This is a genomic window from Nocardiopsis sp. LDBS1602, from assembly GCF_035818715.1.
Taxonomy (GTDB): domain Bacteria; phylum Actinomycetota; class Actinomycetes; order Streptosporangiales; family Streptosporangiaceae; genus Nocardiopsis; species Nocardiopsis alba.
Genome location: NZ_JAYLVW010000008.1, coordinates 161,457 through 179,546 on the forward strand (window position 1 = coordinate 161,457; position 18,090 = coordinate 179,546).

Sequence of the window (18,090 nt, forward strand, 5' to 3'; positions counted from 1 at the left end):
CCACGTCAGGACCGCCCCGAGGGGGGACGACGCCAGCCGGTGGGACACCGTTCCACCAATCCGGCGGCGGCCAGCAGCCCCAGGGAACGCATCGTCTGTTCCAGCCCCTCCCCACTGGCCCGGGCGACACCCGCGGTCCCCGCTCCCCTGGTCCCGACCACGGCCAGGACACGCGCGGTCTCGACGGACAGATCGGCGTGGACAGGGAGCGGCCCGCCCATCGTCGAGAGCTCGTCCAGCGGCGCGATCTGTTCCACCACGTCGTCGACGCCGGTGACGCAGACGGCCCGGCCCTCCTTGAGGAGCCGGTGACAGCCCACCGAGGTCGCGGAGGTCACCGGCCCGGGCACCGCCATCAGTACCCGGTGCAGTTCGTCGGCGTGCGCGGCGGTGTTGAGGGCTCCGCTGCGCCGTCCCGCCTCCACCACCACGGTGCCCGAGGTGAGCGCGGCGATGAGCCGGTTGCGGATCAGGAAATCGGGGGCGCGCGGTGTCCGGCCGACCGGTCGTTCACTGACCAGGGCCCCGTGCCGGGTCACCTCGGTGAACAGGCCCGCGTGCCCGCGCGGATAGTCCACGTCGAGTCCGCAGGCCAGGACCGCGACGGTCCGTCCGGTGGCCATGGCCGCCCGATGCGCCGCCCCGTCGATCCCGTAGGCGCCTCCGGAGACCACCGTGAAGGAGCGTTCCGCCAATCCGTGGGCGAGTTCGGAGGCGACGTACTCGCCGTAGGGGCTGGCCGCGCGTGCGCCCACGATCCCCACCGAGCGCAGACACAGATTGCGCAGGTCACCGTGGCCGCGTACCCACAGGCCGTGGCAGTCGCGGCCACCGGGACGCTCGTCGAGCCGGCCCGGCCATTCGGGGTCTCCCGGAGCGACGAACCGCACCCCGGCCTCGGCCGACCGGGCCAGGAGGGCGTCGGCGTCCACGGTGAGGGATTTGTGCGCCCATCCTCGCCATCGTTGGAGAGCCCGTTCCTCGTCGGTCGGATCCTCCTCGGTCTCCAGGGGTGGTGGCGCCTCCCTCGCCCGTAGGGCCGCCCACACGCGGGCGGCCCCGTGTTCGGCCAGGAGCGCGCCCAACCAGGGGTCCCCGGGGCGTACCACCGCGGTCAGACAGGCTCGGGCCCGGGCCTCCTCCTCGTGTCCTCCCATACCCACCCTCCTCACCAGGCCCGGCCCGACCAGAGGGCGTAGGCGTAGGCGGTCTCCTCCGGCCCGGGGCGTTCCCTACCGGACAGATCGGCCAGCGTCCAGGCGACCCGGAGTGCCCGATCCACGCCTCGAGCGCTGATCTGGCCTCGGTCCATGGCCTGGCCGAGCACCCTGAGGGCCATGGGTTCCAGCGGGAAGTCGCGGCGCAGCCGTGCCCCGGGGATGGCGGCGTTGGTGCTCCACGGGGTGTCCGCCAACCGGGACCGGGCCCGTTCCCGGGCCTGGAGGACCCGTTCCGCGACCACCTCGGAGGATTCGGCGAAGGCCCGGTCGGCGAGGAGTTCGGAACGGGACACCGGTTGGAGTTCGACCTTGAGGTCGATCCGGTCCAGAAGCGGCCCGGACAGGCGGGAGAAGTAGCGTCGCCGCTCCCCCGCCGGACAGGTGCACAGATTGCCCGGCTTGGCGCAGGGGCAGGGGTTGGCCGCCATGACGAGCTGGAAGCGGGCGGGGAAGGTGACGGTGGCCGAGGCCCTGGCGATGACGACCTCGCCGCGTTCCAGGGGTTCGCGCAGGGAGTCGAGCACCCCGCGGCCGAACTGGGGCGCCTCGTCCACGAACAGGATCCCGTGGTGGGCCTTGGAGACCCAGCCCGGTCCGGGGTTGCCGACGCCTCCGCCGATGATCGAGGCCCGGCTGGAGGTGTGGTGCGGGGACGCGAAGGGCGGGAGGGTGACCAGGGGGCTACCGGGCGGGAGCAGTCCGGCCACCGAATGGATGGCGGTGGCCTCCAGGGCCTCGGCCCGGTTCAGCCGGGGCAGGACGGAGGGCAGGCGCTCGGCCAAGAGACTCTTCCCCGTTCCCGGCGGTCCGAGCATCATCAGGTTGTGCCCTCCGGCGGCCGCGATCTCGACGGCCCTGCGGGCCACCGGTTGTCCGAGGACGTCGGCGAGGTCGGGGCCGTGCTCGCCCGGTTCCCGCGGCCGTTCCCCGTGTTCCTCCTCCGGGGCCGGGCAGGGTTCCCCTCGCAGCCAGAGGCACAGCCCGGACAGGTCCTCGACGACGGCGACGTCCACGTCCGGCACCAGACGGGCCTCCGCGGCGTTGCCCGTCGCGACCACGAACCTGGTGAACCCCTGTTCGGCCGCGGAGACCACGGCGGGCAGCACCCCGCGGACCGGTCGGGTCCGACCGTCGAGGCCGAGTTCGGCGATGAGCACGGTGTCGGCGAGACGTTCCAACGGCACCTCTCCGGCCGCGGCCAGGACGGCTCCGGCGATGGCCAGGTCGAAGAGGCTGCCGGACTTGGGCAGACTGGCCGGGGAGAGACTGATGGTGATCTGGCCGCTGGGCCAGTTCTCCCCGCTGTTGACGACGGCGGCGCGTATCCGGTCGCGGGCCTCGCGCAGGGCGGCGTCGGGCAGACCGACCAGGGTGATGCCGGGGTCGCCCCCGCCCAGGTGGACCTCGACCTCGACCATGTGGCCCTGGACGCCCAGCAGGGTGACACAGTGGGTGCGGGAGAGCGACATCAGCGCAGCCCCCGTTCGTGGAACAGCAGCACGCGCCCGTCGAGCAGCAGGACACCGACCCCGTCGACCCGTGACGGGTACGGAGGGAGACGGTGCTCTCGGGCCCAGGCCCGACCCAGGGCGCGCAGACGGCGCCGTTTGCGCGGGGTGACGGCCTCCGTCGGATGGCCGAAGCGCAGTGAGCCTCGTGTCTTGACCTCGACGACGACCAGGACGGACCCGTCCCTGGCCACCAGGTCGAGTTCGCCGGCACCGTGCGGGGCCCGCCAGTTGCGGGCGAGCACCCGCATGCCGTTCCGTTCGAGGTAGCGCGCGGCGAGCTCCTCGCCGCGCCGTCCGAGGATGTTCCGATATCCCGGGCTCCGGTGTCGGGTCGACCGTTCCAAGGCGACCACCTCCCGTTACCACGTTCGGTGATCGCGCCCTCTCACACCAGAGGCTCCTTCCCGCCTGTGGACAACCCCGGATCCGGCGGGGTCGTCGGATCCGGGGCGGTGGGACGTCGACGGCGGTCGGTTCGGGGTCGGGGTCGGGGTCGGACTACACGGAGCTCGCCGCGCAGAGGCCGTCGAGCCGATCGGCCTCGATCAGCAGGAGTCGGCCGTCGCCCCTCAGGATCGCCTCGTGGAGTCGTTGCAGCAGCCTGGTGGGTTCCACGCCCAGTTCCTGGGAGAGCCGGAGCCGGGTTCTTCGGAAGACCTCCAGCGCGTCGGCCTGGCGACCGGAACGGTAGAGGGCGAGCATGAGCAGGGCGAGCAGTCGTTCCCTGTAAGGGTGGCCGTCGGCGAGGTCGGTGAGTTCCGGCACCACTTGGGCGTGGCGGCCGCGATCCAGGGCGATCTCGAGTCGTTCCTGATCGGCCAGCAGCCTCAGCTCCTCCAGTCTTCGGATCTCTCCGGCGATGATGCCGGTGCCCGCGATGTCCGCGTAGGGGCGCCCCCGCCACAGGGCCGTGGCCTCGCCGAGCAGTCCACCGGCCCGTTCCAGTTCACCTCGGCCGCGGGCCGCTCGGGCCCGGGCGATGGCGGCCTCGAAGCGCATCGCGTCGACGTCGGCCGCCTCCACGACGATCCGGTAGCCCGCCCCGTTGTGCACCACGCGACCGCTGTCGCCCAGCACCTTTCGGAGCCGGTGGACGTAGACCTGGAGGGTGCTGCGCGCCCCGTCCGGCGGGGAGTCCTCCCACAGCGCCTCGGCCAACTCGTCCAAGGAGAGCGGTCGTCCGCTTCGGCACAACAGGACGGCGAGCAGACGGCGAAGCATGGGGGCGCGAAGTGTGACCGGAACTCCGTCCCGATTTATCGTGAGCGGGCCCAGAGTCCCGAACTCGATAACGTCGCCTCCTGTCGGAAAAGGCCTCATGCGTCTCCATCCTTTTCGGAACGGGATCATCTTGTCACTAATAACCGTCTTATGACCAGATATCGCAGTCGGAGACGTTCAAGGTTCATCCGAAGGTGGATCCATCGAAAGATCTCGCGCAACCGAGAAGTAATCAGGATGTAAGTGGCACCCATCATGATCGGACGAGCGCCGGCACGCAGTGATGGGGAAGAGGGCGAGATGAACGCTACCGACCGGCCCACCGTTTCCACGGGGTCGGCGCCATCGCCGTTGTGGCTGCCGATGACCTCGATGGGCATGTTCGAACGGGGCGGGACCACCTTCGTCTCCGGTGACGGGGTCCGGGTGAGCGACTCGGAGGGGCGGAGCTATCTGTCCGCGACCGCCGGCCTGTGGAACGTCATCTGCGGCTGGAACCACCCGGTGATCATCGACGCCATCACCGACCAGTTGCGACGCCTGTCCTACGGGACCCTTTTCCGATTCGACCACGATGTCGCGCGCGAGCTCGCCGGACGGCTGCTGACGATCGCCCCCGGCCACTTCGAACGGGTGTACTTCTCCACTTCGGGGTCGGCCGCCAACGAGGCCGCGGTCAAAATCCTGCGCCGCTATCGGAGCATCATCGGAGAAACCGAACGACGTTTGGTCGTGTCCTTCGACACCCATTCCTGGCATGGCACCGGAATCGGTTCCATGGCTCTCACCGGTGAGGACGTCGACCAAGAGGCCTACGGGGTCGATCGGCGGTGGCATCGGAAGCTGCCGTTCCCCGAGACCTTCGCCGCCGAACGGGGGCTGGGCCCCGACGAACGGACCTGTCGCGAGGCCCTCGCCGAGCTGGAACGTACCGAGGGCGACCGGGTCGCCGCGGTCATCGTCGAACCGATCCTCTGCTCCGGCGGGGTTCTCATGCCTCCGGAGGGGTTCCTGAAGGAGGTGGCCGAGGCCACCGCCCGCATGGGGGCCCACCTGATCGTCGACGAGGTCGCGACCGGCTTCGGGCGGACCGGTTCGATGTTCGCGATCGAACGCACCGGGATCCGTCCCGACGTGGTCACCATGTCGAAGGGGATCACCGGCGGCTACCTCCCGCTCGCCGCCACCCTCTTCCCGTCGGAGGTCTATCGGGCCTACGAGGAGGCGGGTGCCTACCTGTCGCACGGGGAGACCCAGTCCGGCAACCCGGCCGCCTGCGCCGCCGCCCTGGCCACGTTGGAGGTCATGGAGCGGGAGAGGCTGGTGGAGCGGTCCGCCGAGGCCGGGGCCCGCTTGCGACGACACCTCGACTCCCTGCTCGACCTGGAGATCGTCGGGGAGGTCCGCGGCGAGGGTCTGGCGCTGGCCGTGGAGCTGGTGCGGGACTCGGAGAGCCGGGCGCCGCTCTCACCGATGGACGTCGGCATGATCGCCCACCTGTGTCAGCGGAACGGCCTCCTGGTGCATCCGAGCCGGCGTTCCCTTCTGTTGTTCCCACCTCTGACCGTCACCGACGACGAGGTGGACGAGATCGCGACCCGATTGGGCCAGGCGTTGAGGGCGGTGCGGACACGATGACCACGACCGACGGCGGAGCCGACCCCAACCCCCACTGGTGGGTCCCCACCCGTGTCGTCTTCGGCGCGGGCCGGGTGAACGACGTGCCCTTGGAGATCGAACGGATCGGCCGCCCCTTGGCGGTCGTCGTGGACGAGCACGCGCTGGAGGCCGTGCCCGCGCTCGCGGCACTGGTGGAGCGTCTCTCCCCCGAGGTGCTCGTCCGTCGCGCCGCCACCACACCGACCCGCGGGGAGGCCGAACTCCTCTCGGGCCGCCTGCGCGAGGCCGGCGTCCGCGCGGTCTGCGCCATCGGCGGCGGAACCGTGCTGGACCTGGCCAAGGCGGCGGCCGCGGCCGTCATGCTGCCGAGACTGCTCACCGGTTGGGAGCCCGGCGGCGGGTTCGTCCTCCCCGAACCCGCGCCCCGCCCCGGTCTGCCGGTGGTGGCGGTGCCGACCACCGCGGCGACCGGCAGCGAGGTCAACGCCAAGGCCAGTCTGGCCGACGGCCCCGATCGCCGGTTCCTGGTCCACTGGTCGCTCTTCCCCCGGGTGGCGGTGGTCGACCCGACGCTGCACACCTCTCTGCCGCCCGCGTTGACCGCCGAAGGGGCGGTCGAGACCCTCGCCCGGCTCCTGGTGCCGATGGTCTCGGACCCGCCCGTCTCGCCCCTGACGGACGAGGTGGCGATCGGCCAGATCAGGGCCGTGCTCCCCGCGGCGGAGCGGGCCGTCGCGGACGGCGACGATCTGGAGGCGCGCGGAACGATCGCGTTGGCCGCCTCCGTCAGCACCTTCACGGTGCACCAGATCGGACGCCACATGCACTCGTTCTGGGTCTGGTATCCGATCAACACCCTGACGGCGCTGGGTCTGCGCAAGGGTCCGGCCCTGGGGGTCCTGTTGACCCGTTGGGCGCGACTGGTCGTGGACGGCGACAAGCTCGCCGGGGACGCGGGGAGGCTGGCCGACCTGGGCGGTCGTGCGCTGGGCCTCGTGGGGTCGCCGACCCCGACCGAGGTCGCCGACGCCCTGGTGGAACTGTTGCGCGGTTGGGGCTTCCCGACCGACATCGAGGAGCTCGACCTGGACCTCGACGCCGACGAACTGACCGAACGGACGTGGCGGGCCTGGTCGGAGCCGCTGCGGCCGCGCACCCGGGCACAGGTCGCCGCCCTCTTCCGGGGAGCCTGATACGACGAACGTCGAAGGCCCGGCCGGACCTCTCGTCCGGCCGGGCCTTCACGATTCCTACAGCGGCACCTCCAGGCCCGCGCCGACGTGGGCGGCCACCCCGATCGGGGCCACGCACATCGTCGAGGAGGCCGGCAGGTCCAACGCCTCCTCTATACCCGGACCGTCGTAGGCGCAGAGCGGGAAGGTGCCCAGGCCCCGGTCGGCCGCGACCAGGGCGCCCGCCTGCAACGACGCGCCGATGGCGACCGCGCCGACCCGGAAGGCCGCGGCCCCGTGTTCCCGTACCAGCGCGGGCAGGTCCAGGACCGGCACCACCACCCCGGCCAACGACAGGTTGAGCCGGTGTCCGGGAGCCCCCACCCGGGTGGCCACCCTCGGATCCTTGGGCGGGGCCAACAGGCAGCGTCCTCCCAACGGCGCCAGCACCGCGTCGACCGCCTCGGCCACCGGTTCCAGCGTCTCCGGGGACGGGGCCGGGGCCACGAACCCGCCGACCGGGCTACGGCGGCGCAGCATCGCCCGCGCGGGGTCGCCGGGCATGGTGATCTCGCCGAAGGCCAGTTCCTCGCCCGGCTCGGTCCGTCGGACCGCGCACAGGACGTCCTGCGGGTAGCGGTCGGGGACCGTCGGCACCCGAACCGGGGCGGGTTCGCTCGCCGGCGCCACCTCCTGGGAGGGGCCGACGGTGACGACGGCGAAGGCGGTCTCGGTCTCCTCCCCCAGCTCCAGGAGGTGCTCGATCTCGTCGTCGACGAACGCCAGACGCGGGGAGCACTCCCATCCGAGGGTCCGACCGGCGACCAGGAGCTGGGCCAGGGTGTGGCCGGTGTCGAGCAGGTGGAGCCGATGAGCGAACCTGCCGTAGCGTCCGGTGGTGCGTTCCAGGCGGGTCGTCAGCACGATCGTCAGGTCGGTGACCGGGCCGCCCAGGGCGCGGGCCAGACGCGGTCTCGGGTCCTCGGAGGTGACCTGGGTGAGGGCGTGGTGGACGGGGTTGTAGCGATGGGCCCCGGTCGGCAGCCCCGACCCTCCTCCCGAGAGCAGCCACAGGTCGACCGGGTAGGCCGCTCCCCCGCTGGCGACCAGCCGGAGCAGGGTGGTCATCACGTGCTGCTCGTCGAACCCCCATCCGGGCGCCCCGGTGGGAAGGAACGCCCGGGCCCCCGAGACGGTCAGGAAACGGTGTCGGGCCAGACCGTTGCCGGTGGCGAGCATGCGGGAGATCCGGTCGACCGGACCTTCGGGGTCCCGGACGGGCCGGGGCAGCGGATGTTCGGCGATCCCTGGACGGCCCGCCCGCGTCGGGTAGAGCTGGTAGGCCCCCGACACCTTCGGCAGTTCCCGGTCGGCCAGGTAGGCCGCCACGATCTCCCGATTCGTGTCGGTCGCGATCATGTCCTCGGCCGTGCTCATGACTGCCCTCCCACTAGATCCGTCGCGCCGGCGGCCACCATCGCCACGGCGTCGACCCCTCGGGCCTGTTCCACCGCGTCGGCGACCACGTGGCAGTACAGGAATCGGTCCACCGGGCGGACGCCGATCCGCGCCAGGTGCAGGTACAACAGGTTCAGCGCCACCCGATAGCGGAGGAACCACGAAGCCTCGCGAAGCGTGCGCTCGAAGTCTCCGGAGTCGCGCAGGGTCCGGTGGAAGGCGCTGTGCCGGGTCTGTTCCCCGGTGACGCCCTCGCCCGGACCGGCCGGGACGTCGAGGTCCAGACGGCCGTCGGCGAGCAGGGGGCCGGCCTCCTCGGCGGAGCGCACCAGTTCGCGACCGACGAGCTCGGTCACCTCGTCCAGCCGCGGCGGCGAGGTCTCGTCCGCGTGCGCCTCCACCCGACGCACCAGCGGCGCGCGCAGACGCTCGGAGCGTTCGTCGAACAGGGCGCGGACCGCGGCCGGGTCCGGAGCGCCCATGATGTGGGCCTCGGCGTGCGAGCGGTAGGAGACGAAACCGCGCTCGATGTAGCCCCCCACCCGTCCGGCGATCACCAGCATCAGGTCCACGACGTGGGAGCTGAGCGCGGGCCCCTCTCTGACGGAGACGGTCAGCGCCGCCTCCGCGGTCCTCTGAGAGAACCCCTCGAACAGGGCCACCGCGTCGGGGGTGCCGAGGACGTGCAGTCGGGGGTCGTGCGCCTCCTCCTCGACGGTGTTGTCCGGTTGGAGCGGCTCCAAGGGTCCGTGCTCCCGCTCTCGGGCGGCCAGGAGGCGGTGGGGTTCGCGCAGCGCGTCGGGGTCGAGGATCGTGGTCGACGGGTGGGCCGCCAGGGCCGGCCTCAGATGACGGTCGGCGGCCGGTCGCACGATCCGTTCCCAGGTGGGTTCGTCGGCCTCCACCACGATCCGCAGGTGCGGTCCTCGTCGCCAGTGGCGTGCCCAGAACGCGGGCAGACCGGCCTCGGCGAGCTCGGCCAGCAGTGGCCGGACCCCGGCCCGCAGCAGGGGGGCGGGGTCCGGATCGTGATAGGCGACCCGGAGTCGTCGGGCGGCCGTCATGGCGACACCGATACGGGGTCGGCCAGGGCCAGCCTGAGGAGTTCCATCAAGAGTGCCTCTCGTTCCATGTGGACGCCGAGTCGGTTGTTGTGCATGTGCAACGCGGAGAGCGTCACCATCCCCCGATCGAGCCGTTCGATGTCGTAGGGCACGATGTCCTCGGGCGGGTGGAGCCCTCCCCGTTCCTCGAGGTCGGCGAGCCGCTCTTGGAGGTGTCGGCAGGCGGTCGACCACCGATCCTCTCCACCGGTCTCCGACGTGGCCATCGCGTGGTGGACGAGCCGTCGGACCTGGTCGCCCGACCGCTGCCAGGCCTGCTCGACGAGGGCCTGCCAATGGGGTCCGATCCGCTCCCCCATCCACCGACGGACCATGTGATCGACGAACCGTCCCGCCCACTCGGCGTCGCCGAGCGTGGCCAGCCCCCGCGCCATGCACCACACCGCGCGGGCGGTGGGGTCGGTCGGGGTCCCCACGTAGTCCAGGGCGTCCAGGCTCGACGCGGTGAAGAAGTCCTCCACATGCTCCATCGCCTCGGGACCGCCGTACATGCCGGTCTCTGGACGGTACGTCTCCCAGGTCAGGGTGTTGTCCGGGAGCAGTTCACCACCGCCCTCGTCCCCCGAGGTGCCGATCAGTTCGGCCAGCCTGGCGTAGTCGGCCGGGTCCGCGGCCACCTGTGAGGGGTTCCGTTCGACCAGCGTCGCGAAGCGGTTCCGGACCTCCTCGCGGGCCCGGGCGTGGTCGTCGGGGTCGGGCAGCCACAGACGGAGACGGACGTGCGGCCCACCGGTCCAGTAGCGGAGGAAGAACCAGCGCGGCGACCGATCCCCCAACGCCTCCACGGTGGGGGCGACCACCTCGGTGACCACCACGGACGGGTCCCGGTGGTAGTAGCAGTACGCGGTCAGCCAGCTCATGGGCGGTCCCCCGGCAGCTCGACGGCGTACTCCGCCACCCGGTCGGGACCGAACACGGCGGGCGCCGCCTCTTGGAACACCAACGTCTCCCGCCCCTTGGACATCCGTGACAGCTCCTCCACGCCCCACCACGAGCACAGGTCCAACGGGCGCGGCTTACGGTCCTTGGCCTTGGCCATGACCTGCTCCTCCGCCGACCCGCCCGGGTCGGCGGCCCGGGCGAAGACCACCTCCGGCAGTCCGAGTTCCTCGGCCCGTTCCCGTACCTCGAAGAACCGGTCGAAATCGTCGCCTCCGGCTCCGTCGAACTCCCGACACGGCACGATCCAGGTCCGACGCTCCAAGAGGACCCGACCCACCCGCAGTCGAGGCAGGATCGAGATCTCGGAGGGCTTCGGGTCCACGTACAGCTCCCTGGACCGTCCGACCAGGGCCCAGGCCTCCGACAGCGGCGTCGTCAGGTCCAACAGGAACCGCAGCGCCGGCGGAAGCCAGCAGCGGGCCATGGTGCCCCGGTGGATCAGCCGCACCGGCCGGTCCTCGACCCGCCACCACAGTGTCGGGAGCCCGCTGTCCGGGTTCACGCGGATCTCGAGGTCGGCGGGGCGCACCCGCCGTTCCGGAGGCAGTGTGGGGACGCAGCCCGGCCACTCCAGCTCGTGTGAGGCCAAGGGGGCCACCCGGTTGAGGGAGGAGCGGAACAGCCCCATCACCTCGACCCGCAGCGGACCCTCCCACGTCTCCTCCCGCGCCGGACGACCCGCCCTGCGGCTCACCCGGGCCGCCGAGGCCCCGTGCCCCGGGGCGGCCGCGTTGAAGACCACGGTGCCGTCGGGCAGGGGTTGGAGGAAGAGCGTGGTGGGGTGGTCGTGGGGCAGCCACGGGGGCAGGTCGGAGAGCGACCGGTCGAGGGCCTCGGTGTCGGCGTGGACGGTGTCGCCGTCGTGGTCCTCGGGGAAGAGCACGTCGAGCAGGCCGGCCTGGATTCGACGCAGTTCCTCCACGCGAGGCAGCCCGGTCTCCCCCAGGTGGAAGGGGTTCTCGCGCAACTCTCGAAGCTCTCCGCCGCCCCCGCCCGCGGCCATGGTGCCGCCCGGGGAGGCGACCGCCTCGCCCCAGGCCATCCAGGCCTCCACAGGTCCGACCGGGGTGCCCGCGCCGAACCGGCGTTCGATCAGGTCGGCCATGGCCAGCCGGCCCGGAAGGGCGCCGTCGAACACCGCCACCAACCGGCGGACGCGGTGCAGGTCCTCCTCCATCCCCTTCAGGTCCGGCGCCCGGGGCGGGGTGTTCCAGTCCGGGACGGCGTCCTCGTAGCAGAGGTACTTGCCGGGGATCAGTGTCGCGTCCCCGCCCGCCGCCGACAGGGCCCGTTCCGTGGCCGAACGCAGGAGCCCCAGGGACATCCACCGGCCCGTGGGTTCGTCGGCCTTCTCGACGTCGCGCACCGCCTCGGCGAGTCTCCGGACCGGGTCTCCGGCGGGCGACTCCAACCGGTCGGCGATGGCGGACGGACGATCCGAGATCTGGTCGGGCACGTCGAGGTCGGCTTGGAGCACACCGGCCGTGACCAACCGGTCCAGAGACGTCGAGGCCTCCTCCTCGCCCGCTCCGAACTCCCCGGTGAGCAGCTCGACGAGTTCGGTCGGTGCGGCGCCTCGGCCCGCCCTCTCGACGAGACGGAGCACCCAGGGCAGGGCGGGGACCCCGAGGAAGCGACCGTCCGGGTGCACGACGAGGAGCCGTTCTCCGGAGACGGTCAGCGTCGGGTTGGCGCGCAGGATCCTCGGCCCGTGCACGGCCACCAGCAGACGTTCCAGCCGGGACTCGATCTCGGCGTTGAGTTCCAGATGCCGTGACAGCCGGTCCGGCGCGGGGAGCCCGGATCCGAGGGACGACACCTCCGCGCTTTCTCCATCGACGGTCCCGCCGATGAGGCCCGCCGTGGTCAGGGTGGAGAAGGGGCTGGTCTTCAGCGCGGTGCGCAGGACGTACGAGAGGACCCGCCGCCGGGTGTTGAGGTGCTCGGCGGCGTCCGGAGGTCCGGCGAGCCACGCCTCCACGTCCGGGAACAGCGCGTCGCTGGCCATCGCCAGGGCCCGTAGGAAGTCCTCGTCCCGCACCAGCGCGGCGAGACGGTGCGAGGCCTCCGTCCTCTCGGTCCGGAACGCCTCCTTCGCCCGCGTCAGGTCGCGTTCCCACCTCTCGTGGTCGGAGCGCAGCCGATCGAGGAGCTCTCGCCCCTCCTCCGCCAGTCGGGCGAGCGCGCCCTCCGGCAACGGCAGGGGCGCCCGACCGTTGTGCACCGCCCGACGGCAGGCCAGGAGGGCCCGTCGGACATCACGGTCCTCACAGCCGCCGATCGCCGGATAGAGCAGGTCCGCCGCCCGATCGCCGCGGTCGCGCATCCCGCGCCGCAGCTCCCGAAGGTCGCGGAGGCGGCGCACGGTCTCGGGCAGCCGCCCGACCCGGGCGCTCTCGCCGGGCAGCCCCGCGACACGTACCACCGTCATGGTCTCAACCTCGTCGCCAGATGCCAGGGCGCGTTGGGGCGCCCCAGCACCAGTAGGAACACCGGGATCTCCCGTTCACCGTCGAGCCCCAACAAGGAGGCGAACTCCTCGGCGTCGTAGCTGTTGGTGACACGGGCGGACAGTCCGTGGGCCGCCGCGGCCAACGAGATCCGCTGCGTGACCACACCGGTCGACAACTGCGTGGCGCGGAACGCTCGTCCGGGGTGGTGCTCCAGCAGCCCTTCCGTGTACGCGGTGACCGCGACCAGCAACGGGGAGGTACGCGCGTTGATCTCCGTCCGCCAGACGTTCATCGCCTGTAGACGGGACCGCAGGTCGTCCCTCCCCACCGGCCGCAGCGCCCCGTCCACGAGCCGGTAGTGCCCCCGTGGCAGATCGTCCACGGCGCCGACGAGGGCGTGGACCCCGACCTCGGGCGGCGCGATCTCGTGCCACAGGTCGTCTCCGAGCGGCCGGACCGCGTCGAGCAGGAGGTCGGAGACGGTCCCCAACGGCAGCGGCTCCGCCGTCGGAAGGAAGACGTCGGGCCCGGAGTCACGACGGACCACGGCCGTGGCCGTGTCCATGTCGCTCTCACCGCGTACGGGCGCCAACGGCACGTCGAACGCGGTCGCCTCCGAGGGCTCCGGCTTCCCCGGCCGGACGCGCGCGTCCGGCCGGACCGGGGCCAGCTCCTCCGGGTCCCGCAGCCACGAGGCGCGTTCGACCGCCAGCATCCGCGCGCTCAGCACCGGGTCGATCCCGGAACCGCCCGCGACCGGGACCACGATCCGCTCCGGCGGCGGTGACGGGACCGGAGCCGGACGGTACCCGGGCTCCTTCGGGGCCTCGGAGGCGTCCCACAGCGGAAGTACCGCCAGGACCGACTCGGAGTCGTCGTCGGGAAGGGCCAGCAGTCGGGCGACCTCCTCGTCGAGGAAACGCGTCCGCATCTGGCCGCGCATTCCCAGGGCCGAGGCGACGACCAGCAGGTTGCCGGCGACCAGACCGGCCTCCTGGGCCGCCAGACGGTAGGAGTAGTTCCGGTAGCGAAAGGCCGTCTTCCCGAGTCGCGCGGTGACGACGAGGACGTTCCTCGCGCCGTCGAAGTCCGCGGCGGCGGCCGCCGCCAACTCCTTCGCCCCGACGTCGTCGCGCAGTTCGGAGAGCTCGTGATGGGCCGGATCGTAACGGTGGACCCCCTCGGGGGCGTCCGCCGACCACAAGGCGAGTTCGACCGGGTAGAAGCAGCGCGCGGAGGCCACCGTCCGGTGCCACGGCCACTCCACCTGAGGTCCGGCGTCCATGCGGGAGAAGCCGTACCCGTAGAACAGCAGGGCGCTCAGCCGTTCCGGGTCCGGCCCGCCCGGGGCGCCCGACGCGGGTCGGGTCGCCCCGGAGGGCTCGTATTCCTCGCGCAGCGCGGCCCCGAGCGGCCCCAGTCGGTGACGCGGCCTGGCGGGAAGCGCGTGCCTGCGTCGCGGCACGGCCGGGCGGGTGAACAGCGGGGGGCGGTCCGGATCGTCGAGCCCGCCCTGCCCCTCCGCGTGGATCTCCTGCCATCGGTAGTGCACGTCGTACAGGTACTTCCGCACCAGAGCCGCGTCCCCGGCCGCCGACCCGGGTGTCGCCGTGTTCGGGTCGGTATCGGTCATGGGAACGGGTGCGGGTCGGGGTTGACGTCGTCGTAGCCGGCCGCGGCCGCCGCCTTGTAGGCGCGGTCGAGCCCGCGGACCCGCCGGAACCTGTGCCCGAAGGTCATCGGCAGCATCCCCGGCACGATCACCTTCACGCAGGACAGTCCGCCCGCCCTGTGCTCGGGCGTCGTCTGGTCGACGACGATCACTTCGAGCCCGTGCTCCGCCAACAGGTCGACCGTGCTCTGGAGGAGCGCCCTCAGGTCGGTCGGTTCACCCGTGGTCAGCGCCGGGTGCGGTTCGGACAGTCCCCGCTCGGAGCCCTCATAGAGGAAGGCGAGCCGGTCCTGCGCCTCCGGGCGGCCGTACAGCTGGCTGTGGTGCAGCATCGACGTGCACAGCTCGCTGTCCTCGACCATCCGTCGGGCGTACTCCTGTGTCTCCTCGTCCTCGTCCTCGTGCTGGGCGATGATCGGGGCGAGTTCGAGCAGACCCGCGCTCACGGCCGACTCCATGTCGAAGTGGGAGGCGGAGGCGCACAGGAACCGGGCCCGCCCCTCGCGCTCGCCCTCGTCGACGACACCGATCCAGACGCTGGGGATGCCGTGTTCGGTGGTGGTGTCCCAGGCGTGCACGGTGTAGCCGGTCTGCCTCTCGATCCGCTCCAGCAGGAGCGGCATCGTGGAGGTCTTCGCGGTGCTCAGGTCGAGTTTGGCCGGGGATCTGCGCGAGTACCAGGTCATCAGGAACGCGTCCCGTTCGATGACCTCCATCAGCCCGTGCAGGATCGCCTCCGGCATCGAGCCGCCGACCGCGCAGCCGTTCGACACCTCATAGAGGTAGCGGGGCAGGTTCGGGCGCACCAGCCTGGTGCGGTAGTAGGCGTAGGTCTCCGGGACCAGGACCGGGGCGTCCTTGGTGAGGGACCTCGCCCACACCCAGTCGACCTCGGACTCCTCGGTCCACCTCCGGCACGGGAAGCCGGGCTCGTCGTAACGGTGCTCGTCGTGGAGCCCCAGACGCCGCAGGTCGATCGCCTCGGGAAGGTCCGCGAAGGTCCCCTTCACCACGCTGCGGTGCCCGGAGGCGCTCATCCCGCCCCAGCGTTCGACCGCCTCGGCGACCGCGGCGGTCCCCGACTCCCGGTAGGACGGGGTGCGTCCGATGCCCTGTTCGACGTCGGTCGAGTTGCGCAGGCCGAGCGGGGCGGACATGTTCGGGAACACCCCGCGCCCGTACTTGAACAGGGTGCGTACCAGACCCATGTCGCGGTCGACGTAGGTGGGCAGGAACGAGTCGTCGTCGACCAGGGACCTGGTCCGCAGCGAGCCCGGAGAGTGCGCCACGGACTCGGTCGGCCGCAGTGTCTCGGTGTCCTCGGGGTTGTCGTCGGTGAGGGAACCGCACGTCGCGCACATCGGGTCCGGGAGGAGCCGGGCCCGGCGGGCCCCGATACCGATCAGCCGCACCACCATCACCGGCAGCACGTCCTCGGCCGACCGGTCCAGTTCGACCAACTTGACGGCGAGGTCGGCGGCGACGCCGGCGTGCGCGGAGGTCAGCGCCGGCGGCCGCCAGGTCCGGAGAAGATCCGGGTACCGTTCGTCGATCTCCGCCATGGGCTCGGGGAACTCCCGGGCCAGGACCAGCCGCGACTCGAGGCAGTCCGGGCAGCCCGGACGTCCCGGACGGATCACCGGGCCGATGAACAGTCGGTCGCGGCGTGCGAGCACCGGCAGTACCGGCCCGTCGGTCTCGGGGATCTCCGGCAGTTCGCCGGCCTCCCCGACCACCACGGTGTACTCCGGCGGCACGGTCGCGCGCATCGCCTCGGCCAGGATTCCGGCGCCGATCACGGTCGGCCCTTCGAGCTGTGTTCCGGTCACAGTTCCACCACCCTGATCAGGTACGGCGTGGCCGTGCGCAGGATCGGCTCGCCGTCGAGCTCGACGACCCCGAGTCGCGTTCCTCGGGAGGCCAGCAGCTTCACCGCGTCCTCGGTCGTGAGCACGGGTCCGGTCGACGTGTCCGTCGAGCCCTCCGGTTCGGGGACGGTCTCCGGCATCGGGGGCATCGTGATCGGGTCATGGCCGCACTGCGCGACGAGGGTGGCCCGTTCCAGGGCCGTGGCCAGCGCACCCGCCGTGTCGAGGCCGCAGGCACGGGCCAGCGGTTCCTCTCCGGCGACGACCAGCACCGTGGGAAGTTCGGCGTCGAGCCGGAACGCCCGCACCGTCTCCCGCGTGAGCGATTCCAGTCGACGCACCTGCTCGCCGAGCGCCTCGGGGACGCCCTCCAGGTCGATCGTCGGCGCGCTCGACGGTTCGGGGACCGCCCGCTCCGCGGCGAGGTCCAGTACCGCGGCGGTCAGAGCGCTCTCCCGGTCCAGGGCGGCCCCGATCCCGGGGACGCGAGGGGCTTTGATCCCCACCGGTTCGACGTTCGATCCCGTCTCACCGCCGAGGATGTCCAGGGCCGGTCCCCGGGAGGGGTGGGAGGCGGCCAGGCGGCCGAGGGCGGCCAACGTGGCGTCGTGCCGCGCGTCGATGAGGGAGTCGGCGACGCCGAGCGCCTGGGAGACCTCACCGTCCCGCGCCAGGCTCGCGACCGCCACGCGCAACGGAAGCTGGGTATGGTGCTCCTCGATCTCCAACAGCGGGCCGGTGAACCGGTCGAACAGGGGGGCCGCGGCCAGGGAGAAGGCCTCGCTCTCGATCGAGGCGGGCCACTCCATCGGATCCGTCTTCGCGACGCGGCCGACCGGCAGCACACGCGAGGTCTCCGACTCCAGGGTCTCCAGGTCGATGCGTTCGAGCTCGTCGGCCACGGGCTCCGGGTAGGCCCCGGTCACCAGGCGGAACGCCGCGAAAAGGGCCGTGTTGGCGGGAACACCCGTGGCGGGGCCGATCATCCAGGCCGAGGGGCCGACCGGCAGGACACCGGTGTCGGTCCAGCGGGCCTTCGCGTCGGCCCAGGTCGATGAACCGCCCGGGTTCGGACCCACCCACGCCACGTCCTCGGAGACGAGGACGGGGAGCAGAGGCGCCGTGCAGGCCTCGGCCACCGTGTCGATCAGCTCCGGATCCTCGGTCAACGCGACCACGAAGTCGGCGGCGGCGACGGCGGAGGAGAGTTCGGAGGCGGGGGTCTCCACCAGTTCGCGCTCGGAGTCCTCCTCACGCAACGCCCGCACGTCGTCGGCCCGGCCGGAGCGGGCCTCGGTGTCGTCGGACGGGTCGACGACCTCGACCCGGCGACAACCCAGCTCCCAGGCGGCGCGCGCGGCGGCGTCGGCGAGCGGCGCGCTTCCGACGATCACCAGGCGGGTACCGCGCCAGCGTTCGAAGCGGGCCGGCCCCGAGTCGCAACGGAAGTCGACATAGGCGATCTCCGCCTGGTAGCGCTCCAGCTCCTCGTCGGTCAGACCGTGCGGCCGGTCGTCACCGACGTCGCGCACGAAACCGTTGCTCTCCAGCAACGAGACCAGGTCCCCGACCATCTTCCGGTGGGCCGGCCGCAACCCCGAGGTCAGTTCGTCGAGCGTCGCGGTCCCGTCCAGGCTCGGAGCGAGCCGTTCCACCCAGTCGTAGATCGACCCTCCGCGCAGCGTCACCGACCGCGCGCTGTCGATGATGAAGGCCCCGTCTCGCGTTGGTACGTAGTAGACATCCGGCCGAAGCTTCGGTCGCATCCGAGCCCTCTCCCTCACTCTTGTCAGATGGGCTCCGGAACGTGTCCGCCGCTCCGGAGCCCT

The 18,090-nt window shown here is 72.0% G+C and carries 13 protein-coding genes; 2 read left to right on the forward strand and 11 right to left on the reverse strand.

What is annotated here, in order from left to right; all coding sequences use genetic code 11:
* Positions 1–5 precede the first annotated feature (5 nt).
* The 4 genes from dprA to U9J66_RS21260 form a co-directional block, all read right to left on the reverse strand.
* Entirely contained in the window at positions 6–1,157 is a 1,152-nt protein-coding gene (gene dprA / locus U9J66_RS21245; protein ID WP_161111332.1) for a DNA-processing protein DprA, read from the reverse strand.
* A gap of 11 nt (positions 1,158–1,168) precedes the next feature.
* Positions 1,169–2,689: a YifB family Mg chelatase-like AAA ATPase gene (locus tag U9J66_RS21250; RefSeq protein ID WP_017535519.1), complete on the reverse strand. Its 1,521-nt coding sequence runs from the start codon at positions 2,687–2,689 to the stop codon at positions 1,169–1,171.
* Entirely contained in the window at positions 2,689–3,084 is a 396-nt protein-coding gene (locus tag U9J66_RS21255) for a YraN family protein (RefSeq protein WP_017535518.1), read from the reverse strand. The genes U9J66_RS21250 and U9J66_RS21255 overlap by 1 nt, the downstream gene beginning before the upstream one ends.
* A gap of 145 nt (positions 3,085–3,229) precedes the next feature.
* Positions 3,230–3,952, reverse strand: coding sequence for an AfsR/SARP family transcriptional regulator (locus U9J66_RS21260; protein WP_161111331.1), 723 nt, complete (start codon positions 3,950–3,952; stop codon positions 3,230–3,232).
* Between the two features lie 300 nt (positions 3,953–4,252).
* On the opposite strand from U9J66_RS21260, the gene U9J66_RS21265 reads away from it, so the two are divergent.
* Positions 4,253–5,590 carry an aminotransferase family protein gene (locus U9J66_RS21265; RefSeq protein WP_234305806.1) on the forward strand — a complete coding sequence of 446 codons (1,338 nt, stop codon included), beginning with the start codon at positions 4,253–4,255 and terminating at the stop codon, positions 5,588–5,590.
* Positions 5,587–6,765: an iron-containing alcohol dehydrogenase gene (locus U9J66_RS21270; protein ID WP_017535515.1), complete on the forward strand. Its 1,179-nt coding sequence runs from the start codon at positions 5,587–5,589 to the stop codon at positions 6,763–6,765. The genes U9J66_RS21265 and U9J66_RS21270 overlap by 4 nt, the downstream gene beginning before the upstream one ends.
* Before the next feature lie 57 nt (positions 6,766–6,822).
* Here the strand turns inward: U9J66_RS21270 and U9J66_RS21275 are convergent, their stop codons facing one another.
* From U9J66_RS21275 to U9J66_RS21305, 7 genes are read right to left on the reverse strand one after another with little or no spacing between them, the layout of a single operon-like run.
* Positions 6,823–8,181 (reverse strand): SagB/ThcOx family dehydrogenase, encoded by a 1,359-nt coding sequence (locus U9J66_RS21275; protein WP_014913393.1) that lies wholly within the window; start codon positions 8,179–8,181, stop codon positions 6,823–6,825.
* Positions 8,178–9,266, reverse strand: a complete 1,089-nt coding sequence (locus tag U9J66_RS21280) for a thiopeptide maturation pyridine synthase (protein WP_326338483.1) — start codon at positions 9,264–9,266, stop codon at positions 8,178–8,180. The genes U9J66_RS21275 and U9J66_RS21280 overlap by 4 nt, the downstream gene beginning before the upstream one ends.
* Positions 9,263–10,186, reverse strand: a complete 924-nt coding sequence (locus U9J66_RS21285) for a thiopeptide-type bacteriocin biosynthesis protein (RefSeq protein ID WP_017535513.1) — start codon at positions 10,184–10,186, stop codon at positions 9,263–9,265. Before U9J66_RS21285 ends, U9J66_RS21280 begins: the two co-directional genes overlap by 4 nt.
* Positions 10,183–12,699, reverse strand: a complete 2,517-nt coding sequence (locus U9J66_RS21290; RefSeq protein WP_326338485.1) for a lantibiotic dehydratase — start codon at positions 12,697–12,699, stop codon at positions 10,183–10,185. The genes U9J66_RS21285 and U9J66_RS21290 overlap by 4 nt, the downstream gene beginning before the upstream one ends.
* A complete protein-coding gene (locus U9J66_RS21295) occupies positions 12,696–14,354 on the reverse strand; it encodes a nitroreductase family protein (protein ID WP_161111327.1) in 1,659 nt (552 codons plus the stop codon). Before U9J66_RS21295 ends, U9J66_RS21290 begins: the two co-directional genes overlap by 4 nt.
* Positions 14,351–16,222: a TOMM precursor leader peptide-binding protein gene (locus U9J66_RS21300; protein ID WP_017535510.1), complete on the reverse strand. Its 1,872-nt coding sequence runs from the start codon at positions 16,220–16,222 to the stop codon at positions 14,351–14,353. The genes U9J66_RS21295 and U9J66_RS21300 overlap by 4 nt, the downstream gene beginning before the upstream one ends.
* Positions 16,219–18,027 (reverse strand): NAD(P)-dependent oxidoreductase, encoded by a 1,809-nt coding sequence (locus tag U9J66_RS21305; protein ID WP_161111326.1) that lies wholly within the window; start codon positions 18,025–18,027, stop codon positions 16,219–16,221. Before U9J66_RS21305 ends, U9J66_RS21300 begins: the two co-directional genes overlap by 4 nt.
* Between the last annotated feature and the right edge of the window lie 63 nt (positions 18,028–18,090).

Excerpts from the sequence above, each read along its gene's own strand:
- U9J66_RS21280 (WP_326338483.1), bottom strand. The coding sequence starts at position 9,266 with ATGACGGCCGCCCGACGACTCCGGGTCGCCTATCACGATCCGGACCCC.
- U9J66_RS21290 (WP_326338485.1), bottom strand. The coding sequence starts at position 12,699 with ATGACGGTGGTACGTGTCGCGGGGCTGCCCGGCGAGAGCGCCCGGGTC.
- U9J66_RS21270 (WP_017535515.1), top strand. The coding sequence starts at position 5,587 with ATGACCACGACCGACGGCGGAGCCGACCCCAACCCCCACTGGTGGGTC.
- U9J66_RS21285 (WP_017535513.1), bottom strand. The coding sequence starts at position 10,186 with ATGAGCTGGCTGACCGCGTACTGCTACTACCACCGGGACCCGTCCGTG.
- dprA (WP_161111332.1), bottom strand. The coding sequence starts at position 1,157 with ATGGGAGGACACGAGGAGGAGGCCCGGGCCCGAGCCTGTCTGACCGCG.
- U9J66_RS21295 (WP_161111327.1), bottom strand. The coding sequence starts at position 14,354 with ATGACCGATACCGACCCGAACACGGCGACACCCGGGTCGGCGGCCGGG.
- U9J66_RS21305 (WP_161111326.1), bottom strand. The coding sequence starts at position 18,027 with ATGCGACCGAAGCTTCGGCCGGATGTCTACTACGTACCAACGCGAGAC.
- U9J66_RS21275 (WP_014913393.1), bottom strand. The coding sequence starts at position 8,181 with ATGAGCACGGCCGAGGACATGATCGCGACCGACACGAATCGGGAGATC.
- U9J66_RS21265 (WP_234305806.1), top strand. The coding sequence starts at position 4,253 with ATGAACGCTACCGACCGGCCCACCGTTTCCACGGGGTCGGCGCCATCG.
- U9J66_RS21250 (WP_017535519.1), bottom strand. The coding sequence starts at position 2,689 with ATGTCGCTCTCCCGCACCCACTGTGTCACCCTGCTGGGCGTCCAGGGC.
- U9J66_RS21260 (WP_161111331.1), bottom strand. The coding sequence starts at position 3,952 with ATGCTTCGCCGTCTGCTCGCCGTCCTGTTGTGCCGAAGCGGACGACCG.